At 37.2% G+C, this 19,725-nt stretch carries 17 protein-coding genes and 1 tRNA gene; 8 read left to right on the top strand and 10 right to left on the bottom strand.

Annotated features, from left to right (window positions below; translation table 11 throughout):
• The first annotated feature begins 8 nt into the window (after window positions 1–8).
• On the top strand, window positions 9–764 hold the full coding sequence (locus tag D0T08_RS26070) for a LamB/YcsF family protein (protein WP_116985700.1): 756 nt from the start codon (window positions 9–11) through the stop codon (window positions 762–764).
• 157 nt (window positions 765–921) lie between these two features.
• Here the strand turns inward: D0T08_RS26070 and D0T08_RS26065 are convergent, their stop codons facing one another.
• The gene (locus D0T08_RS26065; protein WP_116985699.1) at window positions 922–2,172 is read right to left on the bottom strand and encodes a M56 family metallopeptidase; all 1,251 of its coding nucleotides are present in this window, start codon (window positions 2,170–2,172) and stop codon (window positions 922–924) included.
• On the bottom strand, window positions 2,169–2,531 hold the full coding sequence (locus D0T08_RS26060; RefSeq protein ID WP_116985698.1) for a BlaI/MecI/CopY family transcriptional regulator: 363 nt from the start codon (window positions 2,529–2,531) through the stop codon (window positions 2,169–2,171). Before D0T08_RS26060 ends, D0T08_RS26065 begins: the two co-directional genes overlap by 4 nt.
• Window positions 2,532–2,787: 256 nt before the next feature.
• On the opposite strand from D0T08_RS26060, the gene D0T08_RS26055 reads away from it, so the two are divergent.
• The 3 genes from D0T08_RS26055 (at window position 2,788) to D0T08_RS26045 (ending at window position 6,959) form a co-directional block, all read left to right on the top strand.
• The gene (locus D0T08_RS26055) at window positions 2,788–4,104 is read left to right on the top strand and encodes an MFS transporter (protein ID WP_116985697.1); all 1,317 of its coding nucleotides are present in this window, start codon (window positions 2,788–2,790) and stop codon (window positions 4,102–4,104) included.
• A 441-nt stretch (window positions 4,105–4,545) separates the two neighbouring features.
• A complete protein-coding gene (locus D0T08_RS26050; RefSeq protein WP_116985696.1) occupies window positions 4,546–5,661 on the top strand; it encodes a glycosyltransferase family 1 protein in 1,116 nt (371 codons plus the stop codon).
• Between the two features lie 113 nt (window positions 5,662–5,774).
• Window positions 5,775–6,959, top strand: coding sequence for a glycosyltransferase (locus D0T08_RS26045; protein ID WP_116985695.1), 1,185 nt, complete (start codon window positions 5,775–5,777; stop codon window positions 6,957–6,959).
• A 35-nt stretch (window positions 6,960–6,994) separates the two neighbouring features.
• Here the strand turns inward: D0T08_RS26045 and nth are convergent, their stop codons facing one another.
• The 7 genes from nth to D0T08_RS26010 all read right to left on the bottom strand — a co-directional run bounded on the left by nth (window position 6,995) and on the right by D0T08_RS26010 (window position 12,769).
• The gene (gene nth, locus D0T08_RS26040; RefSeq protein WP_116985694.1) at window positions 6,995–7,657 is read right to left on the bottom strand and encodes an endonuclease III; all 663 of its coding nucleotides are present in this window, start codon (window positions 7,655–7,657) and stop codon (window positions 6,995–6,997) included.
• A gap of 176 nt (window positions 7,658–7,833) precedes the next feature.
• The gene (locus D0T08_RS26035) at window positions 7,834–8,811 is read right to left on the bottom strand and encodes an NAD-dependent epimerase/dehydratase family protein (RefSeq protein WP_116985693.1); all 978 of its coding nucleotides are present in this window, start codon (window positions 8,809–8,811) and stop codon (window positions 7,834–7,836) included.
• A gap of 84 nt (window positions 8,812–8,895) precedes the next feature.
• Window positions 8,896–9,882, bottom strand: coding sequence for a hypothetical protein (locus D0T08_RS26030; RefSeq protein WP_116985692.1), 987 nt, complete (start codon window positions 9,880–9,882; stop codon window positions 8,896–8,898).
• An 88-nt stretch (window positions 9,883–9,970) separates the two neighbouring features.
• Window positions 9,971–11,380 (bottom strand): MBOAT family protein, encoded by a 1,410-nt coding sequence (locus D0T08_RS26025; protein WP_116985691.1) that lies wholly within the window; start codon window positions 11,378–11,380, stop codon window positions 9,971–9,973.
• Window positions 11,381–11,607: 227 nt separating this feature from the next.
• Window positions 11,608–11,681: transfer RNA gene (locus D0T08_RS26020), tRNA-Arg, on the bottom strand.
• Between the two features lie 187 nt (window positions 11,682–11,868).
• A complete protein-coding gene (gene arr, locus D0T08_RS26015; RefSeq protein WP_116985690.1) occupies window positions 11,869–12,303 on the bottom strand; it encodes an NAD(+)--rifampin ADP-ribosyltransferase in 435 nt (144 codons plus the stop codon).
• A 4-nt stretch (window positions 12,304–12,307) separates the two neighbouring features.
• Window positions 12,308–12,769, bottom strand: a complete 462-nt coding sequence (locus tag D0T08_RS26010; protein ID WP_116985689.1) for a MarR family winged helix-turn-helix transcriptional regulator — start codon at window positions 12,767–12,769, stop codon at window positions 12,308–12,310.
• 191 nt (window positions 12,770–12,960) lie between these two features.
• Here D0T08_RS26010 and D0T08_RS26005 point away from each other — a divergent pair, with 191 nt between their 5' ends.
• The 4 genes from D0T08_RS26005 (at window position 12,961) to D0T08_RS25990 (ending at window position 16,712) form a co-directional block, all read left to right on the top strand.
• Window positions 12,961–13,458 (top strand): SRPBCC domain-containing protein, encoded by a 498-nt coding sequence (locus D0T08_RS26005; protein ID WP_116985688.1) that lies wholly within the window; start codon window positions 12,961–12,963, stop codon window positions 13,456–13,458.
• A 201-nt stretch (window positions 13,459–13,659) separates the two neighbouring features.
• Entirely contained in the window at window positions 13,660–14,532 is an 873-nt protein-coding gene (locus tag D0T08_RS26000; protein WP_116985687.1) for an SDR family NAD(P)-dependent oxidoreductase, read from the top strand.
• A gap of 89 nt (window positions 14,533–14,621) precedes the next feature.
• A complete protein-coding gene (locus D0T08_RS25995; RefSeq protein ID WP_116985686.1) occupies window positions 14,622–15,542 on the top strand; it encodes an AraC family transcriptional regulator in 921 nt (306 codons plus the stop codon).
• Window positions 15,543–15,656: 114 nt separating this feature from the next.
• Window positions 15,657–16,712, top strand: a complete 1,056-nt coding sequence (locus D0T08_RS25990; protein WP_199538226.1) for a proline iminopeptidase-family hydrolase — start codon at window positions 15,657–15,659, stop codon at window positions 16,710–16,712.
• 65 nt (window positions 16,713–16,777) lie between these two features.
• On the opposite strand, the gene katG is transcribed toward D0T08_RS25990, so the two are convergent.
• The gene (gene katG / locus D0T08_RS25985) at window positions 16,778–19,057 is read right to left on the bottom strand and encodes a catalase/peroxidase HPI (protein WP_116985684.1); all 2,280 of its coding nucleotides are present in this window, start codon (window positions 19,055–19,057) and stop codon (window positions 16,778–16,780) included.
• Window positions 19,058–19,725: the final 668 nt, after the last annotated feature.

Here is a 19,725-nt window from a genome sequence, read left to right as displayed (position 1 = left end):
AATAGAATATGCAAAGTATAGACCTGAATTGCGATATGGGTGAGTCTTTCGGGGCCTGGACGATTGGTAATGATGAAGCATTGATGAACTATATTTCATCGGCTAATATTGCCTGCGGTTTCCATGCCGGTGATGCGGGTATCATGCGTAAGACTGCCTTGTTGGCTTTGCAAAAAGGAGTATCCATTGGAGCCCATCCGGGTTTCCCTGATTTACAAGGTTTTGGTAGACGAAACATGGCTTTAAATCCACAGGAAGTATATGATATTTGCATTTATCAGGTAGGAGCAATGCTGAATGTAGTAAAGGCTTTAGGAACAACTCTCCACCATGTTAAACCGCATGGAGCTTTATACAATATGGCAGCCAAAGATGCCAGACTGGCTAATGCCATTGCACAAGCTACCAAAGACAGTAACACTGATTTAATTCTTTATGGTCTGTCAGGAAGTTTTCTGATTAGTGAAGCTGAAAAAATAGGTTTACAAACAGCCTCAGAAGTTTTTGCTGACCGCACCTATCAGAATGACGGAAGCCTCACACCGCGTACACAAATTAATGCACTGATTGAGGATACTAATATCGCTGTAAATCAGGTTGTCAGGATGATAAAAGACAAAACAGTTGTCTCAACAGATGGAAGTATTGTGCCAATCAACGCTGACACTGTTTGTATACATGGTGATGGCACTCATGCTCTTGAATTCGCTAAAGTGTTGATGGATAAGCTTAAAGCTGAAGGTTTATTGGTAAAGGCTTTATAATAGCAATTCTTCTTTCCGGGAGCTAAAGCATAATTTGAAAAGGTGTCTCTGGAATAGAAATAGATCTATTCCAGAAGCCTTTTTTTTAGCATACTTCTCCCTCAAACATTCTGAGTAATAATTCAGAAATAGACAAATTACCGCAGATTTAATCTGATTATTTTTGGTCAGGAACCGGAGGTGGAGGAGGCGGGAGTTTTTCTACTACTTCTTTTGGGGAATTCTTAACTTTTTGAAGAATTAGCTTTTGATTCCATTGCTCTTCAGTCGGTAAGGTTAATTTTAAAGATGATTCTTTAAACTTTACGACTTCTTCTACGTCGCTCATTGTCTTAAATTGACTCTTTTCCGAAGCGTCTAATTTTACTAAAGACAGCTTCAGTTTCGATTTAAGTGCAACGATTTCTTTTTCATCCATTTTGGCAAACTGGTTGTCAGCCGAGGCATCTAATTTTAATACAGGTTCTTTCAGCTTCGATTTTAAATCTTCGATGGTTATTTCCTTAGGTTTTGGAGTTACATTAGTTGTTTGTTCGTTCATACAACTAAATGCAAATAACAAAACTAAAACAACAGGAATAACCAATAGGAACCTTGAATACTGTAATTGGTTCGATTTGGTTTGGTTCATTTTACTGATTCTTGTTTTAAGTGAATAAAAATTGAAATTTGTTACTAAACTAAAAGGCTTATTGCCCGAAAAATGTAAAAGCAGATATTGATAAGTCTTTCTATCAATGCCTTTATTGATAATCAGGTCATCAGTTAAAAATTCAAGATTCTGGTGAATGGATTTTTTTAACAACCAGGCAAAAGGATTAATCCAGTTGATAATTCTGACTAACTCTACCAATAGCACATCTATACTATGATGTTGTTGAATATGAATAGATTCGTGCAATAGAATTTTTCCGATTTCAGGATTGCCTGCAGCACTTTCAGAAATAAATATCGATTGGCCAAACGAGAACGGTAATATATCTTTTTGAACTACATAAACTTTTTGGCCATACATTTCTGTCGTGTAGGCACCTCTTTTCAGTTTCCGATAGGATAGGTACTGGATAAACAGATGCATACTCAAAACCATAACACCCAAACAATATACGGATAATAAAATAGGGCTAAATGCAAGTAATTGGGTGATTGGATTAAAAACCTGTTGGTTTGTGGCTTGAATAGAAGGAATATATGGGTCTAAATCAGCCATGCTAAATTGATTACTAACGAAGGTAGCAACCCATTCAAAGCGTCCGAGGGCAATGAAAAAAGCGATGGATATACCACTCAAAAAGAAAAACCGGTTCGGAACAAAGAAAGTGAGTTTTTCCAGAATAAGTTTGTAGAAACCCCATATTGCCGAAATAGTCAGACTAAATTTTAGTAATATAATTACAAGAGTTATCATTTTTTTCCGGATTCAATCATTGAAATAATTTCTTTTAACTCACTTGGTGTTAATTTTTTATTCTCCACAAAAAAATTAACCATTTGCTGATAACTATTATCAAAATAGTCTTCTACAAATCGATGAAGAAACGTGTTCTTATAAGCAGCCTCTGTAATAAGAGGTGTATATAAGCTCACATTGCCAATCTTACGACTCTTCAAAAAACCTTTCTTTTCAAGGTTTTTGATAGTTGAGGCCAATGTAGTATAAGGCATTTCATCTTCACCGATTAAATCTAATATTGCCCTGATATGGCTTTCACCTAATTGCCATATTACTTTCATAGCTTGTTCTTCCTGTACTGTCAGTTTTTGCATAGTGTTACGAAATATTTTCAATACTACGAATATTTCGTAGATTGTGCAAGTGTTTCGTAGGAAATATTTTATTACTTGCCATATTATTATTTTTTGAATGTTAAATAAAATGCTTGATTTAGCTTATGGACAACGTTTTTTCTTTCTATTAGCATCGTATAGTATTTTTTAATAAATTGCTTCGCCAGTAATTCAATATTTAATGTTTTGTTGAATACTTTTGTATTTATAAAAAAACTAAATACCTACCTTAGAAATGTTTCAAAAAAATCAGAAGAAAGTACTGACTGCCTGGACTATGTACGATTGGGCCAATTCAGTTCATAACTTAGTCATTATCACTGTTGTTTTTCCAATGTATTTTTTGGCAACAACTACCGATAAGGATGCGCAGGGAAATGTTATCAATGATGTTGTAAATTTCTTCGGTTTTCATGTCCAGAACTCTGTTCTGTATTCTTATTCTATCTCCGTTGCAACCTTATTATTAGTACTATTAAATCCTGTTCTTACTCCATTAGCAGACTCAAGCGGGCGCCGAAAGTTTTTCATGAAGGTTTTCTGTTATTTGGGTGCGGCCAGCTGTGCTTATTTTTATTTTTTTACTAAGGAAAACGTCTCATGGGTAGTTATTGCCTTTGGGTTATCTGTGATGGGTTGGGGTGGAAGCATTGTCTTCTATAACTCGTTCTTACCAGAAATCGCTACCGAGGACCGCTTCGATAACTTGAGCGCCAGAGGTTTTATGATGGGTTATATCGGTAGTGTGCTGTTATTGGTTTTTAATCTGGTAATGATAATGAAACCGGAGTTTGTTGGCCTTACTCAGGAAGATAGCGACTCAGGATTTACAGCCCGTGTTTCATTCTTAACCGTGGGGCTTTGGTGGGCATTATTTGCACAGATTCCTTTCTACTATTTACCAAAAGATCAGAGGAAATCATTAGCCGGTAACTGGTTAAGTAATAGTTTTCATGAATTAGGCAAAGTATTGAAAGAGGTTAGGAAAAATAAATTGATTACCCGGTTCTTATTATCATTCCTTTTCTTTGATATGGGTGTAATGACTGTTATTTATGTGGCAACTATCTTTGCTGATAAGGAATTACATATCGAAAAAACAGGATTGATTGTCACGCTTTTGCTGATACAATTAATTGCTATTCCAGGCTCATTCTTAGCTTCGTGGTTATCAAGTAAATTTGGTAATACTAAAGCGTTGTTGATAGAGATTTTTGTGTGGGGACTCATGCCTTTGGCTGCCTATTTTACAACCACTGCTAACGAGTTTTATGTGATTGCTGCCATTGTAGGTCTGGTAATGGGAGGCATCCAATCATTATCTCGCTCAACTTATGCGAAACTAATTCCTGAAGGTACAGAAGATACTGCGTCCTATTTTGGTTTTTATGATATTGTTGAGAAAATCGCTATTACACTTGGTACTCTTTTATTTGGTTTTGTGGAACAGATAACCGGCAATATGCGCAATTCAGTATTGGTAATTCTGGTCTTTTTTATAATCGGTTTCCTACTTCTGATGAGAATACCATCAAAGAAGATTTACAAGTAAAACGAGCATTTTAGATAGGTGAGTGACGTAAAAGTATCGCATTTGCATTTTTCTGGTAATAAATTATTAACTCTGGCAAAAATAACAGCAATGTTATCCTTTTTTGTTATTTTTGCCAGGATGTTCAGCAAAACTGCATTTCACTATCAGTAATATTTGCTCAAGACAAACTAATTTCGGTAACACTTTCATGCTTATGTTATTCTGAAATCACATCTGAATTGACATCAATAAATAGTCTGGGTGTTTAACATGCCTCTTATGCTCAATAGTTGTAGTTTTATCAGCAGATAGCCTAAAAAGATAAAAATACAGTAATCAAACTATGCATACATTTTTTTAGAGTATTTTATTTTGTAAGAATTAAAATAGAATGTAGGGTATTTTGCATTAAAGTTTTGTTTTCCTAAGCATCGATACTACTACATACTGACCTTTTTTATGAGAGTCCTTTTCGATCATCAATCATTTTCGGGTGCAAAATTTGGAGGTGTAGCAAGGTATTTTTATGACCTGATGCACAATCTGAAATATCATCAGGGAGTAGAGGTGAATTTATCATTACTTTTCTCAAATAACGAATACCTGAAAAATGCCGATGTTAAAAAGGTATTTCCATTCAGTTATTTCCTGGGACACGGCCTTACAAATACTTTGTTTTCTCACGTTAACCGGGCTAATAGTGCCCTCCAGATAACACGTCATAATTACGATATATTTCATCCGACTTATTTCAACGATTATTTCATGACTTTTTTGGGTAAAACACCTTATGTGATTACTCACCATGATGCAATTCCTGAGAAATTTGCTACCCAATATGCTCAGTTGGATGGATTTGATAAAGCTTATAAACAAAGAGTACTGGATAGAGCAGCAAAAGTGATTGCGGTTTCGGAGAATACAAAAAATGACCTCTTAGAGATTTTTCGTATTGCACCGGAAAAGATAGAAGTAGTTCATCATTCTACACATTTTGCTACTTACAAACCTGCAGAAGATTTTGATATTGTTACGCCTGAAAGATACCTGCTATATGTTGGGAACAGGGAAAACTATAAAAACTTTGACATTTTCCTCACAGCCATTGCACCAATTCTACATAAACAATCAGATTTACATCTGATATGTGCCGGAAGTCATGGCTTTACAGAAAGCGAGCAGAAATTATTTCATGAATTGGGAGTAAGCGGGCAGATTTTACATCAGGAAATACCAAACGATGCGGTACTCTATCGGATTTATCAGAAAGCTATAGCCTTTATTTATCCATCTTTATATGAAGGTTTTGGGATACCAATTCTGGAGGCATTTGCCTGTGGGTGCCCTGTAATACTAAGCGATCGTTCATGTTTTCCTGAAGTTGCACAGAATGCTGCGCTGTATTTTAATCCTGAAAATAAGGAGAATATTAATTTCGAAGTTGAAAAACTGATTGATAATGCAGAGTTAAAGTTGAATTTAGTGAAAAAAGGCTATCAGAGATTGAAAGATTTTTCTCCTGAAAATACTGCTAAGAAGACTTTAAATGTCTATAAAAGTGTGGTTGGTAAGTAAGTGCGTCGTGAGATTTTATTTCATGCAGGGTTATATCATTTTCAATTTAGTGTCGATATAACGATTATTATTTTAATCGTTTTCTTATTAATCGGATTTTCAAAAGACAAATTATGCGAATTATTATCTGCGATATTTATGTGAAATTAGTGGGGCATAATTTAGGACATATTCAAAATATCTTAAGATTCTTAGAACAAAACCCAAACGAGACTGAATATGTGTTTTTGCTGAATCCTGAGGCAAAGACTATCCCTTCAATAACTACTTCTGCCAAAAACGTTCAGATAACATTCTTTACTGACGAAGAGTTTGCGCCGCATAACTCGGGCATGAGCCTGATAAAGTCGACACAATTACTTTGGAAGTCCATCATGAAATATGTCAGCGACTGGAAAGCAGACAAACTGATATTAATGATGGTCGATATGTTTCAACATACCATTGGAAGTAGTCGTTCAGCGTGCGAAATCACCGGGATTATGTTTAATCCTTACCCAAGAGTGATTCCTGCTCAGGGTACCCTTAGAGCTAAACAACAGACAGCCGTAACCAAAGCGCGTAAGATATTTACATCCTGGTGGATGCTCCGGAATAAGCATCTAAAGAAAGTCTTTATCTTTAACGACAGGCAAACGGTAAAGACTATGAATGAGACTCTGGGAACAAAAATATTTGCTTATCTGCCTGACCCTGTTTATGATTATCCTTCAAGAGATGGATTATTAATAAGAGAGAAATATAGGATTAACGCTAACAGAAAAATCTTTCTGGCTTTTGGGATGATAGATAGTAAAAAAAATGTAGTGAATCTATTGAAAGGCCTACAGCAACTATCTGCAGAAGAAGCATCCAGGAGTTGTTTATTGATAGTTGGTAAAATAAGAGATGAATATCAGGCACCACTAGCCGAGGCAATTGCAGAGGCTAAACAATTAAGGCCTGAACTTCAAGTGGCTCTTGAAAGTAGATTTGTAGGTGATGATGAAATGGAATCATTTATCGGCCAAAGCGATGTGATTTCTCTAGCCTATGTCAATTTTTACTCATCAAGTGGTGTAATTGGTCTTGCTTCTCGCCATAATAAACCTATTATTGCAACTAAATACGGTGTAGTAGGAGAACAGACCAGAGAGTATAACTTAGGAATAACTGTTGATGGTCATAAGTCGGAAGAAATTAAAGAGGCTTTCCAGTATTTCCTGAACACTTCAAAAGTTGAATATCCTCAAAAAGCCAAGCAATTTATAGAAGATCATACCAGTGAAGCATTTATCAGAACACTATTAGAAATATAATACGTGCAGGCGAACTAAAAGTTCGCCTTTATATTTTATCGATGCTTTGTTACTCCGACCTGCTCACAAAATTCCAATACCGGGCAGGTAGAACATTTAGGTAAATTACCAGTACAGATATGTTTTCCAAAAGGCATCAGTAAACGATTAATATCAATCCATTGTTCAACAGGTACTTTGGCTTCTAATGCTTTCAGCGTCTTTTCCGGCTGGCTGGCTTGTATAAAGCCCCACCGATTTACCACCCTGTGCACATGGATATCTACACTAATAGCCGCTTGTCCTGCTGCTACTCCCAATGCCAGATTCGCACATTTTGGCCCTACACCTTTCATTTCTGTTAGCTTATCGAAGTCAGCAGGTAATTCACCATTGTATTGTTCAATTGCTGTCCGTGCAATGCCTAACATAGTATAAGCTTTCTGTTCCGGATAAGAGCTGCCAAACAATAATTCACTCAGTCTTTCAGGACTTAGTTTTAGTATTTCCTGGGGTGTCCGTGCAATTTCAAAAAGCCGTAAGGAGACAGGAATAGTAGTTTCATCAAATGTACGGATTGAGATAATACAGGAAATCAGTTGCTCAAATAGAGAGGTGTAGCCTCTCTCAGCCAATTCAAACATGGCTGCTTTGGGAAAAGGCCTAATGGCGTCCTCAATACGAGCAAGCATTAACGTAAGGTCAAAGTTGGACTTCATAGCAGATTTTTATTATAAAATGAATAAAAATGCGTGCCACGTATGAGGTCAAAGAATATTTACCAGGTAGGAGTTCAAAATTTTGAGCCCTACAATTTGAATTGGCTTGCCAATAAAAAAAAGATGACTGAACCTTAGCACAGTCATCTCAATCTATAATTAAGAAATGATAATTCTTACACTAATTCAGCAACCTCTTTGCTAGCTTGTTCAGCAATCCATTGATAGGTTTTAGTGATACCTTCTTTCAATGATTGCGATGGCGCCCATCCTAATTTTTCCTGAATCAAAGCGTTGTCAGAATTACGTCCGCGTACACCCTGAGGACCAGGAATATTTTTAATAGTGATTTTTTTGCCAGAAATTTCAGCAATCATTTTAGCAAAATCGTTGATAGAAATCATCTCTTCTGAGCCAATATTTACAGGACCAGAGAAATCAGATTCCATTAAGCGACGAACACCATCTACGCACTCATCTACATATAAGAATGAACGTGTTTGTTTGCCATCGCCCCAGATCTCGATAGTACCACCATCTTCTGCTTCAATCACTTTGCGGCAGATAGCTGCTGGTGCTTTTTCTTTACCACCTTTCCAGGTGCCTTGCGGGCCAAAGATATTGTGGAAACGAGCTACTTTTACTGTAATACCTAAATTGCGCTGGTAAGTAAGATACAAACGTTCGCTGAATAGTTTTTCCCAACCATACTCGCTATCCGGAGCAGCAGGATATGCTGATTCTTCTGAACATTTAGGGTTTTCAGGGTCAAGCTGATTGTATTCAGGATACATACAAGCTGATGATGAATAGAAGATTTTTTTTACGCCTGCCTGTTGTGCAGCATGTAACATGTGTAGGTTACATAGTGCCGAATTGTGCATAACGGCTGCATCGTTTTCGCCTGTAAAGATATATCCTGCACCACCCATATCAGCCGCCAATTGATATACTTCATCAAATCCACCTTCTAATACTTGTTTGCAAACTACCGGGTCTGTCAAATCTCCAATCACAAAATCATCCGCATTTCCATTTCCGTATTCATTATATTTTAAATCTACTCCTCTCACCCAATAACCTTCACTCTTTAAGCGATTAACCAAATGGCCTCCAATAAAACCACCTGCTCCACATACCAGTGCTCTTTTCATAAGAAATAATTTATGCTATTAAGTTATATAATATGTATCTAAATAAAGTACAAATTTAATGAACGTAGCCGTATAAAAAAAATATTATAGTTTTTGATTTACAGCGTTGATCCATATCTGCTTTCCTTCGCAATTCCAATGCGTGTCTCCAACATCATACAACATCTTTTCAGAAGTGCTGAAAGGTGTATAAATATCGAAGATTGGCATACGTAAAGCAGGGCTTTTCTGAATGCGTTCAATCAGGTGATTATATTCTCCCAAATCTTTACCAAGAACAGAACTCTTATTAGGCGCAATCGTGAGATACACTTTATCGAAACCACTCTTTCTGTAAAAATCGTAGGTACGGTTGACATTTTCTACCAATAGAGTGATTTCTTTATCGGAAATTTTATCAAACGTAGAGGTTATGCCATTCGACCGTGCATCAAGCTCATAAAAAATATTCTTTTTATCTTTCGACACTACCACATGGCCATCAGTTCTATCAAATATCCGATCATTTAATGATGCCTTCCATTCTTTGATAGTCAGAAAGAAATCTGAGGAAAACAGAACAGACTCATGCCGCTCTGAATCATACCAGAAATCTGATTTTGCCTGTTTCAGCCTGGTATTTATCGCTTGTTGAGCACTTGGTTCTTTGAAAGTAAGATTTCTATAAGGTTTAGCAAAACGTTCTCTGAAATGTCGTTCAACAGTCTCAATGATTAGTACATTCTTCTTAGTTTTGTCTAATTTGATATAAGGCGAATGCCCGATAAAGAATCTATGAAAACTTCCGCTCACAAAATCTCCTGCTTCAATGCGACCTTCTTCAGTAAAACTATCTCCAATCAAATAAAGTGCCGTATTAGGTTGAGTAATTTTCGTTTGTGGTGTTTGACAAGGTTCTTTTAATACCCTGAACTGTGGCAGATTCGAAAAACGATACAAATCCCCATAGCGATAATCGTCTTTGATAATCCCTTGTGCATAAAGCCATTTTGAGATATGCGTGGAAAAGCCTAATAACCACAAACCCGAAAAGACAATAAGCGCTGTATATCTTAATATTTTAGAAGTCATATTTGCTTGACTAAATTTACAATGTAAAAATCCGTTTAGGTCAATCACTAAACACCGGGCCGCGTTGGTTCAATCACTAAATAATTTTTTAAAACTGAAAATAAATAAACTGGTTAGATTCGAACACCCCAAAGAAATAGCATAGGATCATGAAAACAGTAAATAATATGTAAAACTTAGTGGTATTGCTTGTGTCAATTACTTTATAGAATCTTTCTTTCAATAATAAGCCTGCAATCAGTAACCAACAGAATATCATTTCTATATCATTTAATGGCGAATGAATAGTATTTCCGTAACTGCCAAATGAAAGTATTTTCTGGAAGATAATTTTGGCGTTCGTCAAACCTTTCGCACGAAAAAATATCCAGGTAAGCATGACCAGTATAAACGTGAACAGCAGATTAAAAGGCTTAATCAGAATAGCGGGTAGGACAGGGGTTTTAAGTTTGAAATACTTATCGCGTATCTGCGCCATAATGAGATATAAGCCATGTAAAGCTCCCCATATAACGAATGTCCAGGCTGCGCCATGCCATAACCCACTCATCATAAATACAAAAAATCTATTGAAATATTTTCTACCTTCACTAACCCGATTCCCACCCATTGGAATATACAAATAGTCTCTGAACCAACCAGAAAGAGATATATGCCATCTACGCCAGAATTCGGAAATAGAGGTAGAGAAATAAGGCGTATCAAAGTTTTCCATCAGCTTAAAGCCCATTACCCGTGCTGTACCCAAGGCAATATCAGAATAGCCTGAAAAATCACAATATATCTGGAAAGTAAAGAAAATTGTGCCAATCAAAAGCGTAAGCCCATTATGATCTTGGGGATTATCGTAGCAAGAGTCTACAACTAAAGCTAAACGGTCAGCAATTACTACCTTCTTAAATAAACCCCAGGCAATGCGCATTAAGCCCTCTTTCAGGTTGCCGAAATCGTATTTAAAAAAGCTATGAAACTGCCATAGTAAATTTTGCGGTCTCTCAATAGGTCCAGCCACCAACTGGGGGTAGAACATCACATAGAGCGAATAAATCACAAAATCTTTCTCCGCTTTCTGGTTTCCACGATATACCTCAATAGTATAGCTCATTGCCTGAAAAGTGTGAAAAGACAAACCTATTGGTAATGCAAATTCTAAGAACGGAAATGGGGTAGGGGTATCAAACTTTGATAATATAATGGCAAGATTGGTATTCAGAAAATTATAATATTTGAAATACGCTAAGAAACCAATATTGGTAATCAGACTCAATACCAATAACCACTTACGCCTTTTGCCAGTAGCATCGGCAATCAAAATCCCTGCAAAATAATCTACAACTATGGTTACAAAAAGAATGAGAATATAGATAGGCTTGAAAACCGCGTAGAAATAACAACTGGCTAAGAGTAACAACCAGATTCTGCCTCGATGTGGTAAACTGAAATAAGCTAGCGTAACAACAATAAAAAAGAATACGAATTGTAATGAGTTGAATAGCATTCAGGCGGTTTGTTAGTTCTGAAATCAAGCTTCAAAGTTCAGCGTAAATATCAAAGTTTCAAAGGTATTTTTGTAGAGATTATTTATTCAAGGGGAATTTTTTAAAGGATATTTTTTTGTTGACCCGCTGATTAAGAGTCAATTGCTATTAAATACGTTTAAGTTCGAATCTTGCTGCACTTGAATACAAAAAAAGCCACTGAAATTCAGTGACTTTAACATTTTTGTGAACCCGGCAGGATTCGAACCTGCGACCCACAGATTAGAAATCTGTTGCTCTATCCAGCTGAGCTACGGATCCATTTTCAGGTGTTTTCCCGAATTGTGGTGCAAATATAGTAGTTTCCTTTTATGTTGCAAAACCCATTTTAAAAAAATGTAAATTTACTATCATGCAATCATAAACCTGCTGGGTTTCCGACTCTTTCCAGGAGTTAAGAAAATTGTGAGTTGCGGCCTAAAATATTCTTAATTACGTTTTCTTAAATCTACTCTTCAATCAAAATTCCCCCTTCCAGTTTCCTCTTTTCCAGTCCATCCTTCATAGCTTTTATTTGTTCTGCTGAATGGCTTTGCCATACAGTAACTTCACCAATCACTTTAAAAGGCTGCTCAGAACGATAAGACATGGTAGGATTACCCGGAAATTTTTTATTAGTTACATTAGGATCATCTTCCAGCGAACCGGTCGCTTCTACCAGATAAATTCTTTCACGTCCTTCTCCTGAAGCTAATTCAGCACCCCAAATAGCAGCATTTAATGTCGAAGTCAGATAAATATGTTTCAATTTCATGTCTATGAAATTCGAGTTATAACCTACTTCTATGAAATCACCAATCTTTAAATCTGCTTTAGTTCCATGAAAGTAGGTTTGTGAAAAAGCGTTCTGAATAGGTTCTTTAATTTCGTGTGATGTATTCATTGCCTTATTGTTTTTGATTTAGAGTCTGTATCTTATGATTCATAATTTCTATAGCATTTAGAAAATACCTTTCTAAAACCTTTACTTCTTCTATTGAAAATGTTGCAAACAGGTTTTCGGTATCGGTTTGAAAATCTTCATAAAGTGGTTTTAACAACCCCATTATTTTTTCTGTATCAGGCACGATGATTACTTTTCTACGGTCGCTTGCATCTGGCTGTCGTTTAAGCAGTTTTTTCTTTTCAAAACGGTCTATTAAGCTGGTCATAGCACCGGTGGTAAGTCCGGTTATTATAGAAAATTCTCCGGCAGTCATTGGTCCCCGTTGAAGTAAAAACCCTAAATATTTATGGTCAGTGCCAGTCATACCTGCTTTTCGTCCAATGGCTTCGTGCATTTGAATGGAAGTATAAGCCAACCGTTGGCTTAGCTTTCTTAGTTTCAAGACTTCTTCTTTATTAAACATATATCTTGATTGTTAAGTGTCTTGATTATAAAGATAATTAATAAATTCAGATTAGCCAAGAAACTTTGTTAGATAAAATATATAAGTGATGTTTTGTTAGTATAAATTCAAATTTGAATTTCTGACAAACAAGGTATGTACTTATGTAGTTTATACTATGCAGAATAGTATGAACCAAAAAATAAAATGATATGAAAAGCAACTTATTATTTGAATTTACGGTAAATGAAGATAATAATACCGTTGATGTAACACGTGAATTCCCGGCAGATATTGATACGGTTTGGGATGCCTGGACTAAGCCGGGACTTCTGGATCAATGGTGGGCGCCAAAGCCATGGCGGGCACAATCAAAACGCTTTGATTTCACCGAGGGTGGCACATGGTTATATGCCATGGTTGGCCCAGAAAATGAAAAGCACTGGAGCAAAGCTGAGTTTGATAAAATCAAAGAAAAAAGACTTATTTCATGGAAAGATGCCTTTTGTGATGAAGATGGTAATGAAAATTCAGAAATGCCTGGTTCGTTCTGGACAATTATTTTTACAGAAGAAAACAATAATACCACGGTAGATATTACTATCCAACACGAAAGTTCAGCCGATTTGAAAGCTATACTAGATATGGGCTTTAAAGAAGGCTTTACCATGGGGCTGGATAATCTGGAAGAATTATTGTTGAGACGATAAATCTTATTTATAGCAATTGCTTTTAAGTCGCCAATCATTGGCGACTTTTTTATTTAATACATTTTTTTAAGAGTAAGAATAGCTATTTAAATTCTTCACTTGAGAGTATCCTCATTTCGGTTACAAAATGCTGCAATTCGGCTACAAATCTCAAACTTTGCTTGCTGACCTTTGTGCCATTATTCATTTAAAAAGAAAATTATGTCACAATACAATGAAAATGCAGGAGCTCTTTCAACACTGGTTTCTGATAAATCTGCTAAAGTTTGGTTCATTACAGGCGCTTCCCGAGGATTTGGACAGGTTTGGGTTGAAGCCGCTCTTAAACGTGGAGATAAAGTAGCTGCCACAGCAAGAAAACTAGAAAGTATTGCCGGATTGAATGAAAAGTACGGTGAAAACGTATTAACACTAGAATTGGATGTTACCAATACTGAACAGGCAAAAGCTGTAGTAGAACAGGCATATGCCCATTTTGGAAGACTTGATATTGTTTTTAATAATGCAGGATATTCTCTGGTGGGCACTATAGAAGAGGCTAGTGCAGATGATATTCGCCTACTTTATGAAACGAACGTTATAGGGCCAGTTTCTGTTATTCAGGCAGCTTTACCGCTACTCAGAAAACAAGGTTTTGGACATATACTGGGTACTTCAAGTAATCTTGGACATGTTACTTTGCCTGTTATAGGCTACTATTGTTCATCAAAATGGGCATTTGAGGCCATTCACGAAAGTCTGGCAACCGAAGTAAAACAATTCGGAATAAAAGTAACTATCATAGAACCAGGTGCATACGCCACCGAATTCGGCAGCCAGCAATCCTTGAAATTTGCACAGAATCTGGATATTTATACGGATTTCAAAGCAGAGTTTTTTGAAAATTTAAGAACTCTGGAACGAGGCAATCCGGATGCTACGTCACAGGCGCTTTTCCAGATTGTAGATGCAGAAAATCCTCCATTGCGATTCTTTCTGGGGAGTCATAATTTGCCCTGGACACGCAATGCCTATAATGAACGCCTGGCAACCTGGGAGGCATGGGCAGAGCTTTCTAACTCAGCTCAGGGCTGATTTTGATAAGATAAACAAATGATAAAACACAAACTGATAACCAATATTTGATCAACTATTGGTTATCGGTTTGAAACTATACTCAGTTTATGAGAAAAGAAGATAATAGTCCTCTGAAAATTTCGTCTTTATCCGAAGGACATCTGGTTTTTGGTTTACCCAAACCTCAACACCCTCTTATTAGTTTGATTAACAATACTAATAGTCGGATTGACCTTGATAGATATCCTACTAGTCATGTGTTGAGTTTTTATAAAATAGCGTTTAAACCTAAGCTGACGGGTAGACTTAGATATGGACAAAGTTATTATGATTTTGATGAAGGAGGTTTGTTATTCGCAGCTCCGGGTCAGGTGATTGGTAATAGCGAAAATGAAGATACCGTATGCTCAGTATGTACTTTGTTGATCCACCCCGATTTCTTTTTAGGTTATTCTTTAGCAAAAAAGATTAAACAATACGGCTTCTTTTCTTATTCGACAAATGAAACGCTCCATCTTTCAGAAGATGAGAAAACAACCATCCTCGGTGTTTTTGCCATGATAGAAAATGAACTAAACAGCCGGATTGATGATTTTAGTCAGGATGTAGTCGTTTCCCAGATTGAACTATTACTTAATTATGCCAATCGTTTTTATAAACGTCAGTTTATTACCAGAAAAGTACTAAACAATGATATACTCCAAAAACTGGAAGATATCCTTGATAACTATTTTCTAAACGAAACAGCGCTGAGTGATGGAATCCCAACTGTTCATTATCTTTCAGAACAACTAAACTTATCACCAAGTTATTTAAGTGATGTTCTCCGCTCACTTACAGGTCAAAATGCGCAACAGCATATCCATCACAAACTGATTGAAAAAGCCAAGGAGAAATTATCTACAACAAACTTATCGGTAAGCGAGATTGCCTATGAACTGGGCTTCGAACACCCACAATCTTTCAGTAAATTATTCAAAACGAAAACTAACCAATCACCACTGGAATTTAAAAGGTTATTTAATTAATTCATTCATCTATCAAGTAATAAACCAGTAGCTCATACTTTAGTATTTGATTGATTATCAATGGGGTATAGTTGTTTTTTATATATTTGTAAAAATCATCTAAACTCTATGCTCATGATCAAAAAATACTTCTTTTTAACCTTAGTTCTTTGCTGCGCCCTATGGGCAAGCAGCTGCCAGAAACAATCTTCCACACAAGATGTTACCTTACGCGAATACTTTAAGGATACTACATCAGGCGTTAAAACAGGTGGTATTCAGATGGTCAGCCTTAATACTCCTAAAGGGAAATTTAATGTATGGACAAAAAGAATCGGTAATAATCCTCGTATCAAGTTGCTTTTACTCAATGGTGGACCAGGTGGCACACACGAAAGCTTTGAAAGCATGGAAAGTTACCTACCCGCCGAGGGTATCGAACTGATTTACTATGACCAGTTGGGTTGTGGCAATTCTGATAATCCAAATGATACTACTTTCTGGCAATTGCCTCGCTTTGTAGAGGAGGTGGAGCAAGTGCGTCAGGCATTGAAACTGGATAATACTAATTTCTACCTATTAGGCCATTCTTGGGGAGGTATCCTTGCTATGGAATATTCATTGAAATATCAGCAACATATTAAAGGGCTGATCATCTCTAATATGATGAGTAGCTGCCCTGATTATGGTAAGTATGCCGATAGTGTGTTAGCTCCTCAATTTGACCCAAAAATATTGGCCCGTATCCGTGAGATTGAAGCCAAAAAAGATTTTAGCAATCCAGAATATATGCAATTGCTGATGCCTAATTTCTATGCAAAACACCTTTGCCGGATGCCCCTCGACCAATGGCCTGAGCCAGTCAACCGCACATTCAGCAAGATGAACAATTCGCTGTATGTTACTATGCAAGGCCCAAGTGAATTTGGTATAGGCGGCAATTTAGTAAACTGGGACCGCAAAACTCAACTGAAAAACATTACCGTACCTACATTAGTGATCGGAGCCAAACATGATACAATGGATCCAAACCATATGCAATGGATGAGTACGCAAGTACAAAACGGAAGTTATTTGTTCTGTCCGAATGGAAGCCATATGGCTATGTGGGATGATCAGGAAATCTATATGGCAGGGCTGATTAAATTCTTAAAAGCCACAAACGATGGGCATAAGAAGGTGTCTTTGTAAGGGTCATATTAAAAACAGCCTTCTTAATTGAAGGCTGTTTCGATTCATCTATTCAAGTTTAATTATCAAGCCAAATCAAATCTATCAAGATTCATTACCTTGGTCCAGGCGGCAACAAAATCTTTGATGAATTTATCTTGCGCATCCGAACTTGCATATACTTCAGCAACAGCTCTTAGTTCTGAATTCGAACCAAATACTAAATCTGCACGGGTACCTGTCCATTTTACAGCACCTGTTTTGCGGTCACTACCCTCATAGATTTCTCTATCTGGCGATGTTGCTTTCCATGCTGTGCTCATATCCAATAGGTTAACAAAGAAATCATTTGTTAATACACCAGGACGAGTGGTGAAAACACCATGCTTAGAACCATCGAAATTAGTATCCAATACACGCATACCACCCAATAATACGGTCAATTCAGGGGCTGTTAATGTAAGCAAGTGAGCTTTATCAATCAATAGTTCTTCGGTAGATACACGCATTTGTGATTTACGGTAGTTACGGAAACCATCAGCCACAGGCTCTAAGAAACCTACTGATTCTACATCAGTCTGGTCTTGCGAAGCATCCATACGGCCTGGTGTAAATGGAACAGTAATGTCGTGTCCGGCATCTTTGGCAGCTTTTTCAATACCTGCTACACCAGCCAATACAATCAGGTCAGCTATTGAAACTTTCTTATCAGTTGATTGTCCGCCATTGAATTCTTTCTGAATGCCTTCTAATGCACCCAATACCTTTTGTAATTGTGTAGGGTTGTTCACTCTCCAATATCTTTGAGGAGCTAAACGTACACGAGCACCATTAGCACCACCACGTTTATCTGAGCCACGGAAAGTAGAAGCTGAAGCCCAGGCTGTCGAAACCAGTTCAGACACTGTTAATCCTGATTCTAATACTTTTGCTTTAAGGGCTGCCGCATCATTCTCATCAATTAAAATATGGTTTACTGCAGGAATCGGATCTTGCCATAGCAATACTTCTTCAGGAACATCAGCACCCAGGTAACGAGCACGTGGACCCATATCACGGTGTGTCAATTTAAACCAGGCACGGGCAAAAGCATCTGCAAAAGCATCCTGGCTTTCTAAGAAACGTCTTGATATTTTTTCGTAAATCGGGTCAAATCTTAGCGCCAAGTCGGTTGTAAGCATACGAGGCAAGTGCTTTTTCGATTCATCAAAGGCATCGGGAATAATTCCGTCTGCATTTTTTGCTACCCATTGGTGTGCACCTGCCGGGCTTTTGGTTAATTCCCACTCAAAATTAAACAGGTTTTCAAAGAAGTTATTGCTCCACTGAGTTGGCGTGGTTGTCCAGATTACTTCCAATCCACTGGTAATGGTATCTGCACCTTTTCCTGAGCCGAAACTATTATTCCAGCCAAGCCCTTGTGATTCAATGTCAGCCGCTTCCGGTTCTTTACCCACATGTGAAGAAGGCGCAGCACCATGCGTTTTACCAAAACTATGTCCACCTGCAATCAAGGCAACTGTTTCTTCATCATTCATGGCCATACGGCCAAAAGTATCGCGAATATCCCTGGCAGCTGCAATTGGGTCAGGATTACCATCCGGTCCTTCAGGGTTCACATAAATCAATCCCATTTGTACAGCCGCTAATGGTTTTTCAAGATTACGATCATGATGAATATAGCCATCTGCATTATCGTCAGAAGAAACTACACCATGTTCTTTAGCAACACCATCTGAGCCATCCGCATAACGTAAATCACCGCCCAACCAGGTAGTTTCTGAACCCCAGTATACATCTTCATCCGGCTCCCAAACGTCTGCACGTCCACCTGCAAAGCCAAATGTTTTAAAGCCCATTGACTCCAACGCTATATTTCCTGTAAGAATCAGTAAGTCAGCCCATGAAAGTTTGCGACCATATTTTTGTTTGATAGGCCATAGCAATCTGCGGGCTTTATCAAGGCTTACGTTATCAGGCCAGCTGTTCAATGGTGCAAAACGTTGTTGGCCTGAGCCACCACCACCACGACCATCAGTTACACGATAAGTACCTGCACTATGCCATGCCATACGAACAAACAAAGGGCCGTAATGCCCGAAGTCAGCAGGCCACCAGTCCTGAGAATCGGTCATGAGAGCATGAAGGTCATTTTTCACAGCTTCAAGATCAAGGCTTTTAAATTCCTCCGCATAGTCAAAATCGCCATCCATCGGATTTGATTTCGTAGAGTGTTGACGCAAGATGCTCACCTTTAATTGATTAGGCCACCAGTCCTGGTTTCTTGTGCCTCCACCTGCTGTATTGTGTTTCATTGTACCATTATGAAACGGGCATTTGCTAATATCGCCGGATTCTTGTCCCATATTTTTAAAAAGTTTATAGATTTATGAATTGTGAATGTCTCTGAATTTGTGTGTTATCGTATAAAATTATAAACCTTATACGAAAGGTAAGTTATTGCAATATTATTTTTATCAGGGATTACTATTCTATGATGAAAATTATCTTGGATACTGATATTTTTCTTTCAAATCTTCAATAAATTCCTGGCTTAACAGATTGTAACTGGCATCGACTTATTACAGGATTTTATCTGGGTGTAAAATTACTGCCTTGAAATATATAATCAAAATCAATAGATTCTATAGTTTAATAGATAATATCTATGATTGCGTTTTTCTGATTTCGAATTTAACTGTTATAAAATTGAATCCTGTATCCCAAATCTCAATTATTACAGTCATTATTACTACCTAGTTGTAACTTTTCCATAAGCGTCACTATCATCTGCCAAAAAGGTATACACCGCAGCGTCTACCTTTTTCTGTTTCCTATTAGTATCTTTACGCTTCGAAACTAGAATAACCATTATGCTTTTATAGTAGTATGGCAAAAAGGTTCCTACCATATGCACTGCCCCCAAAAAGTTAGACACATCTTGAGGGTATTTGTATGAGAAAGAGAAACAAATATACTTATGAGTTTAAGCTTCACTGTGTAGAAGCAGTTTTAAAAGAATATCGTTCCATTA

The sequence above is a fragment of the Emticicia sp. C21 genome, assembly GCF_003418935.1.
Lineage (GTDB): Bacteria > Bacteroidota > Bacteroidia > Cytophagales > Spirosomataceae > Emticicia.
The sequence above is the reverse complement of the archived record's forward strand: the minus strand, read 5'-3'. Positions and strand labels throughout refer to the sequence as shown.

Bases quoted from the DNA above. Each gene is read 5' to 3' on its own strand.
- D0T08_RS26070 (WP_116985700.1), top strand. From the start codon at position 9: ATGCAAAGTATAGACCTGAATTGCGATATGGGTGAGTCTTTCGGGGCC.
- D0T08_RS26065 (WP_116985699.1), bottom strand. From the start codon at position 2,172: ATGATAACTCTTGTAATTATATTACTAAAATTTAGTCTGACTATTTCG.
- D0T08_RS26060 (WP_116985698.1), bottom strand. From the start codon at position 2,531: ATGCAAAAACTGACAGTACAGGAAGAACAAGCTATGAAAGTAATATGG.
- D0T08_RS26055 (WP_116985697.1), top strand. From the start codon at position 2,788: ATGTTTCAAAAAAATCAGAAGAAAGTACTGACTGCCTGGACTATGTAC.
- D0T08_RS26050 (WP_116985696.1), top strand. From the start codon at position 4,546: ATGAGAGTCCTTTTCGATCATCAATCATTTTCGGGTGCAAAATTTGGA.
- D0T08_RS26045 (WP_116985695.1), top strand. From the start codon at position 5,775: ATGCGAATTATTATCTGCGATATTTATGTGAAATTAGTGGGGCATAAT.
- nth (WP_116985694.1), bottom strand. From the start codon at position 7,657: ATGAAGTCCAACTTTGACCTTACGTTAATGCTTGCTCGTATTGAGGAC.
- D0T08_RS26035 (WP_116985693.1), bottom strand. From the start codon at position 8,811: ATGAAAAGAGCACTGGTATGTGGAGCAGGTGGTTTTATTGGAGGCCAT.
- D0T08_RS26030 (WP_116985692.1), bottom strand. From the start codon at position 9,882: ATGACTTCTAAAATATTAAGATATACAGCGCTTATTGTCTTTTCGGGT.
- D0T08_RS26025 (WP_116985691.1), bottom strand. From the start codon at position 11,380: ATGCTATTCAACTCATTACAATTCGTATTCTTTTTTATTGTTGTTACG.
- arr (WP_116985690.1), bottom strand. From the start codon at position 12,303: ATGAATACATCACACGAAATTAAAGAACCTATTCAGAACGCTTTTTCA.
- D0T08_RS26010 (WP_116985689.1), bottom strand. From the start codon at position 12,769: ATGTTTAATAAAGAAGAAGTCTTGAAACTAAGAAAGCTAAGCCAACGG.
- D0T08_RS26005 (WP_116985688.1), top strand. From the start codon at position 12,961: ATGAAAAGCAACTTATTATTTGAATTTACGGTAAATGAAGATAATAAT.
- D0T08_RS26000 (WP_116985687.1), top strand. From the start codon at position 13,660: ATGTCACAATACAATGAAAATGCAGGAGCTCTTTCAACACTGGTTTCT.
- D0T08_RS25995 (WP_116985686.1), top strand. From the start codon at position 14,622: ATGAGAAAAGAAGATAATAGTCCTCTGAAAATTTCGTCTTTATCCGAA.
- D0T08_RS25990 (WP_199538226.1), top strand. From the start codon at position 15,657: ATGATCAAAAAATACTTCTTTTTAACCTTAGTTCTTTGCTGCGCCCTA.
- katG (WP_116985684.1), bottom strand. From the start codon at position 19,057: ATGGGACAAGAATCCGGCGATATTAGCAAATGCCCGTTTCATAATGGT.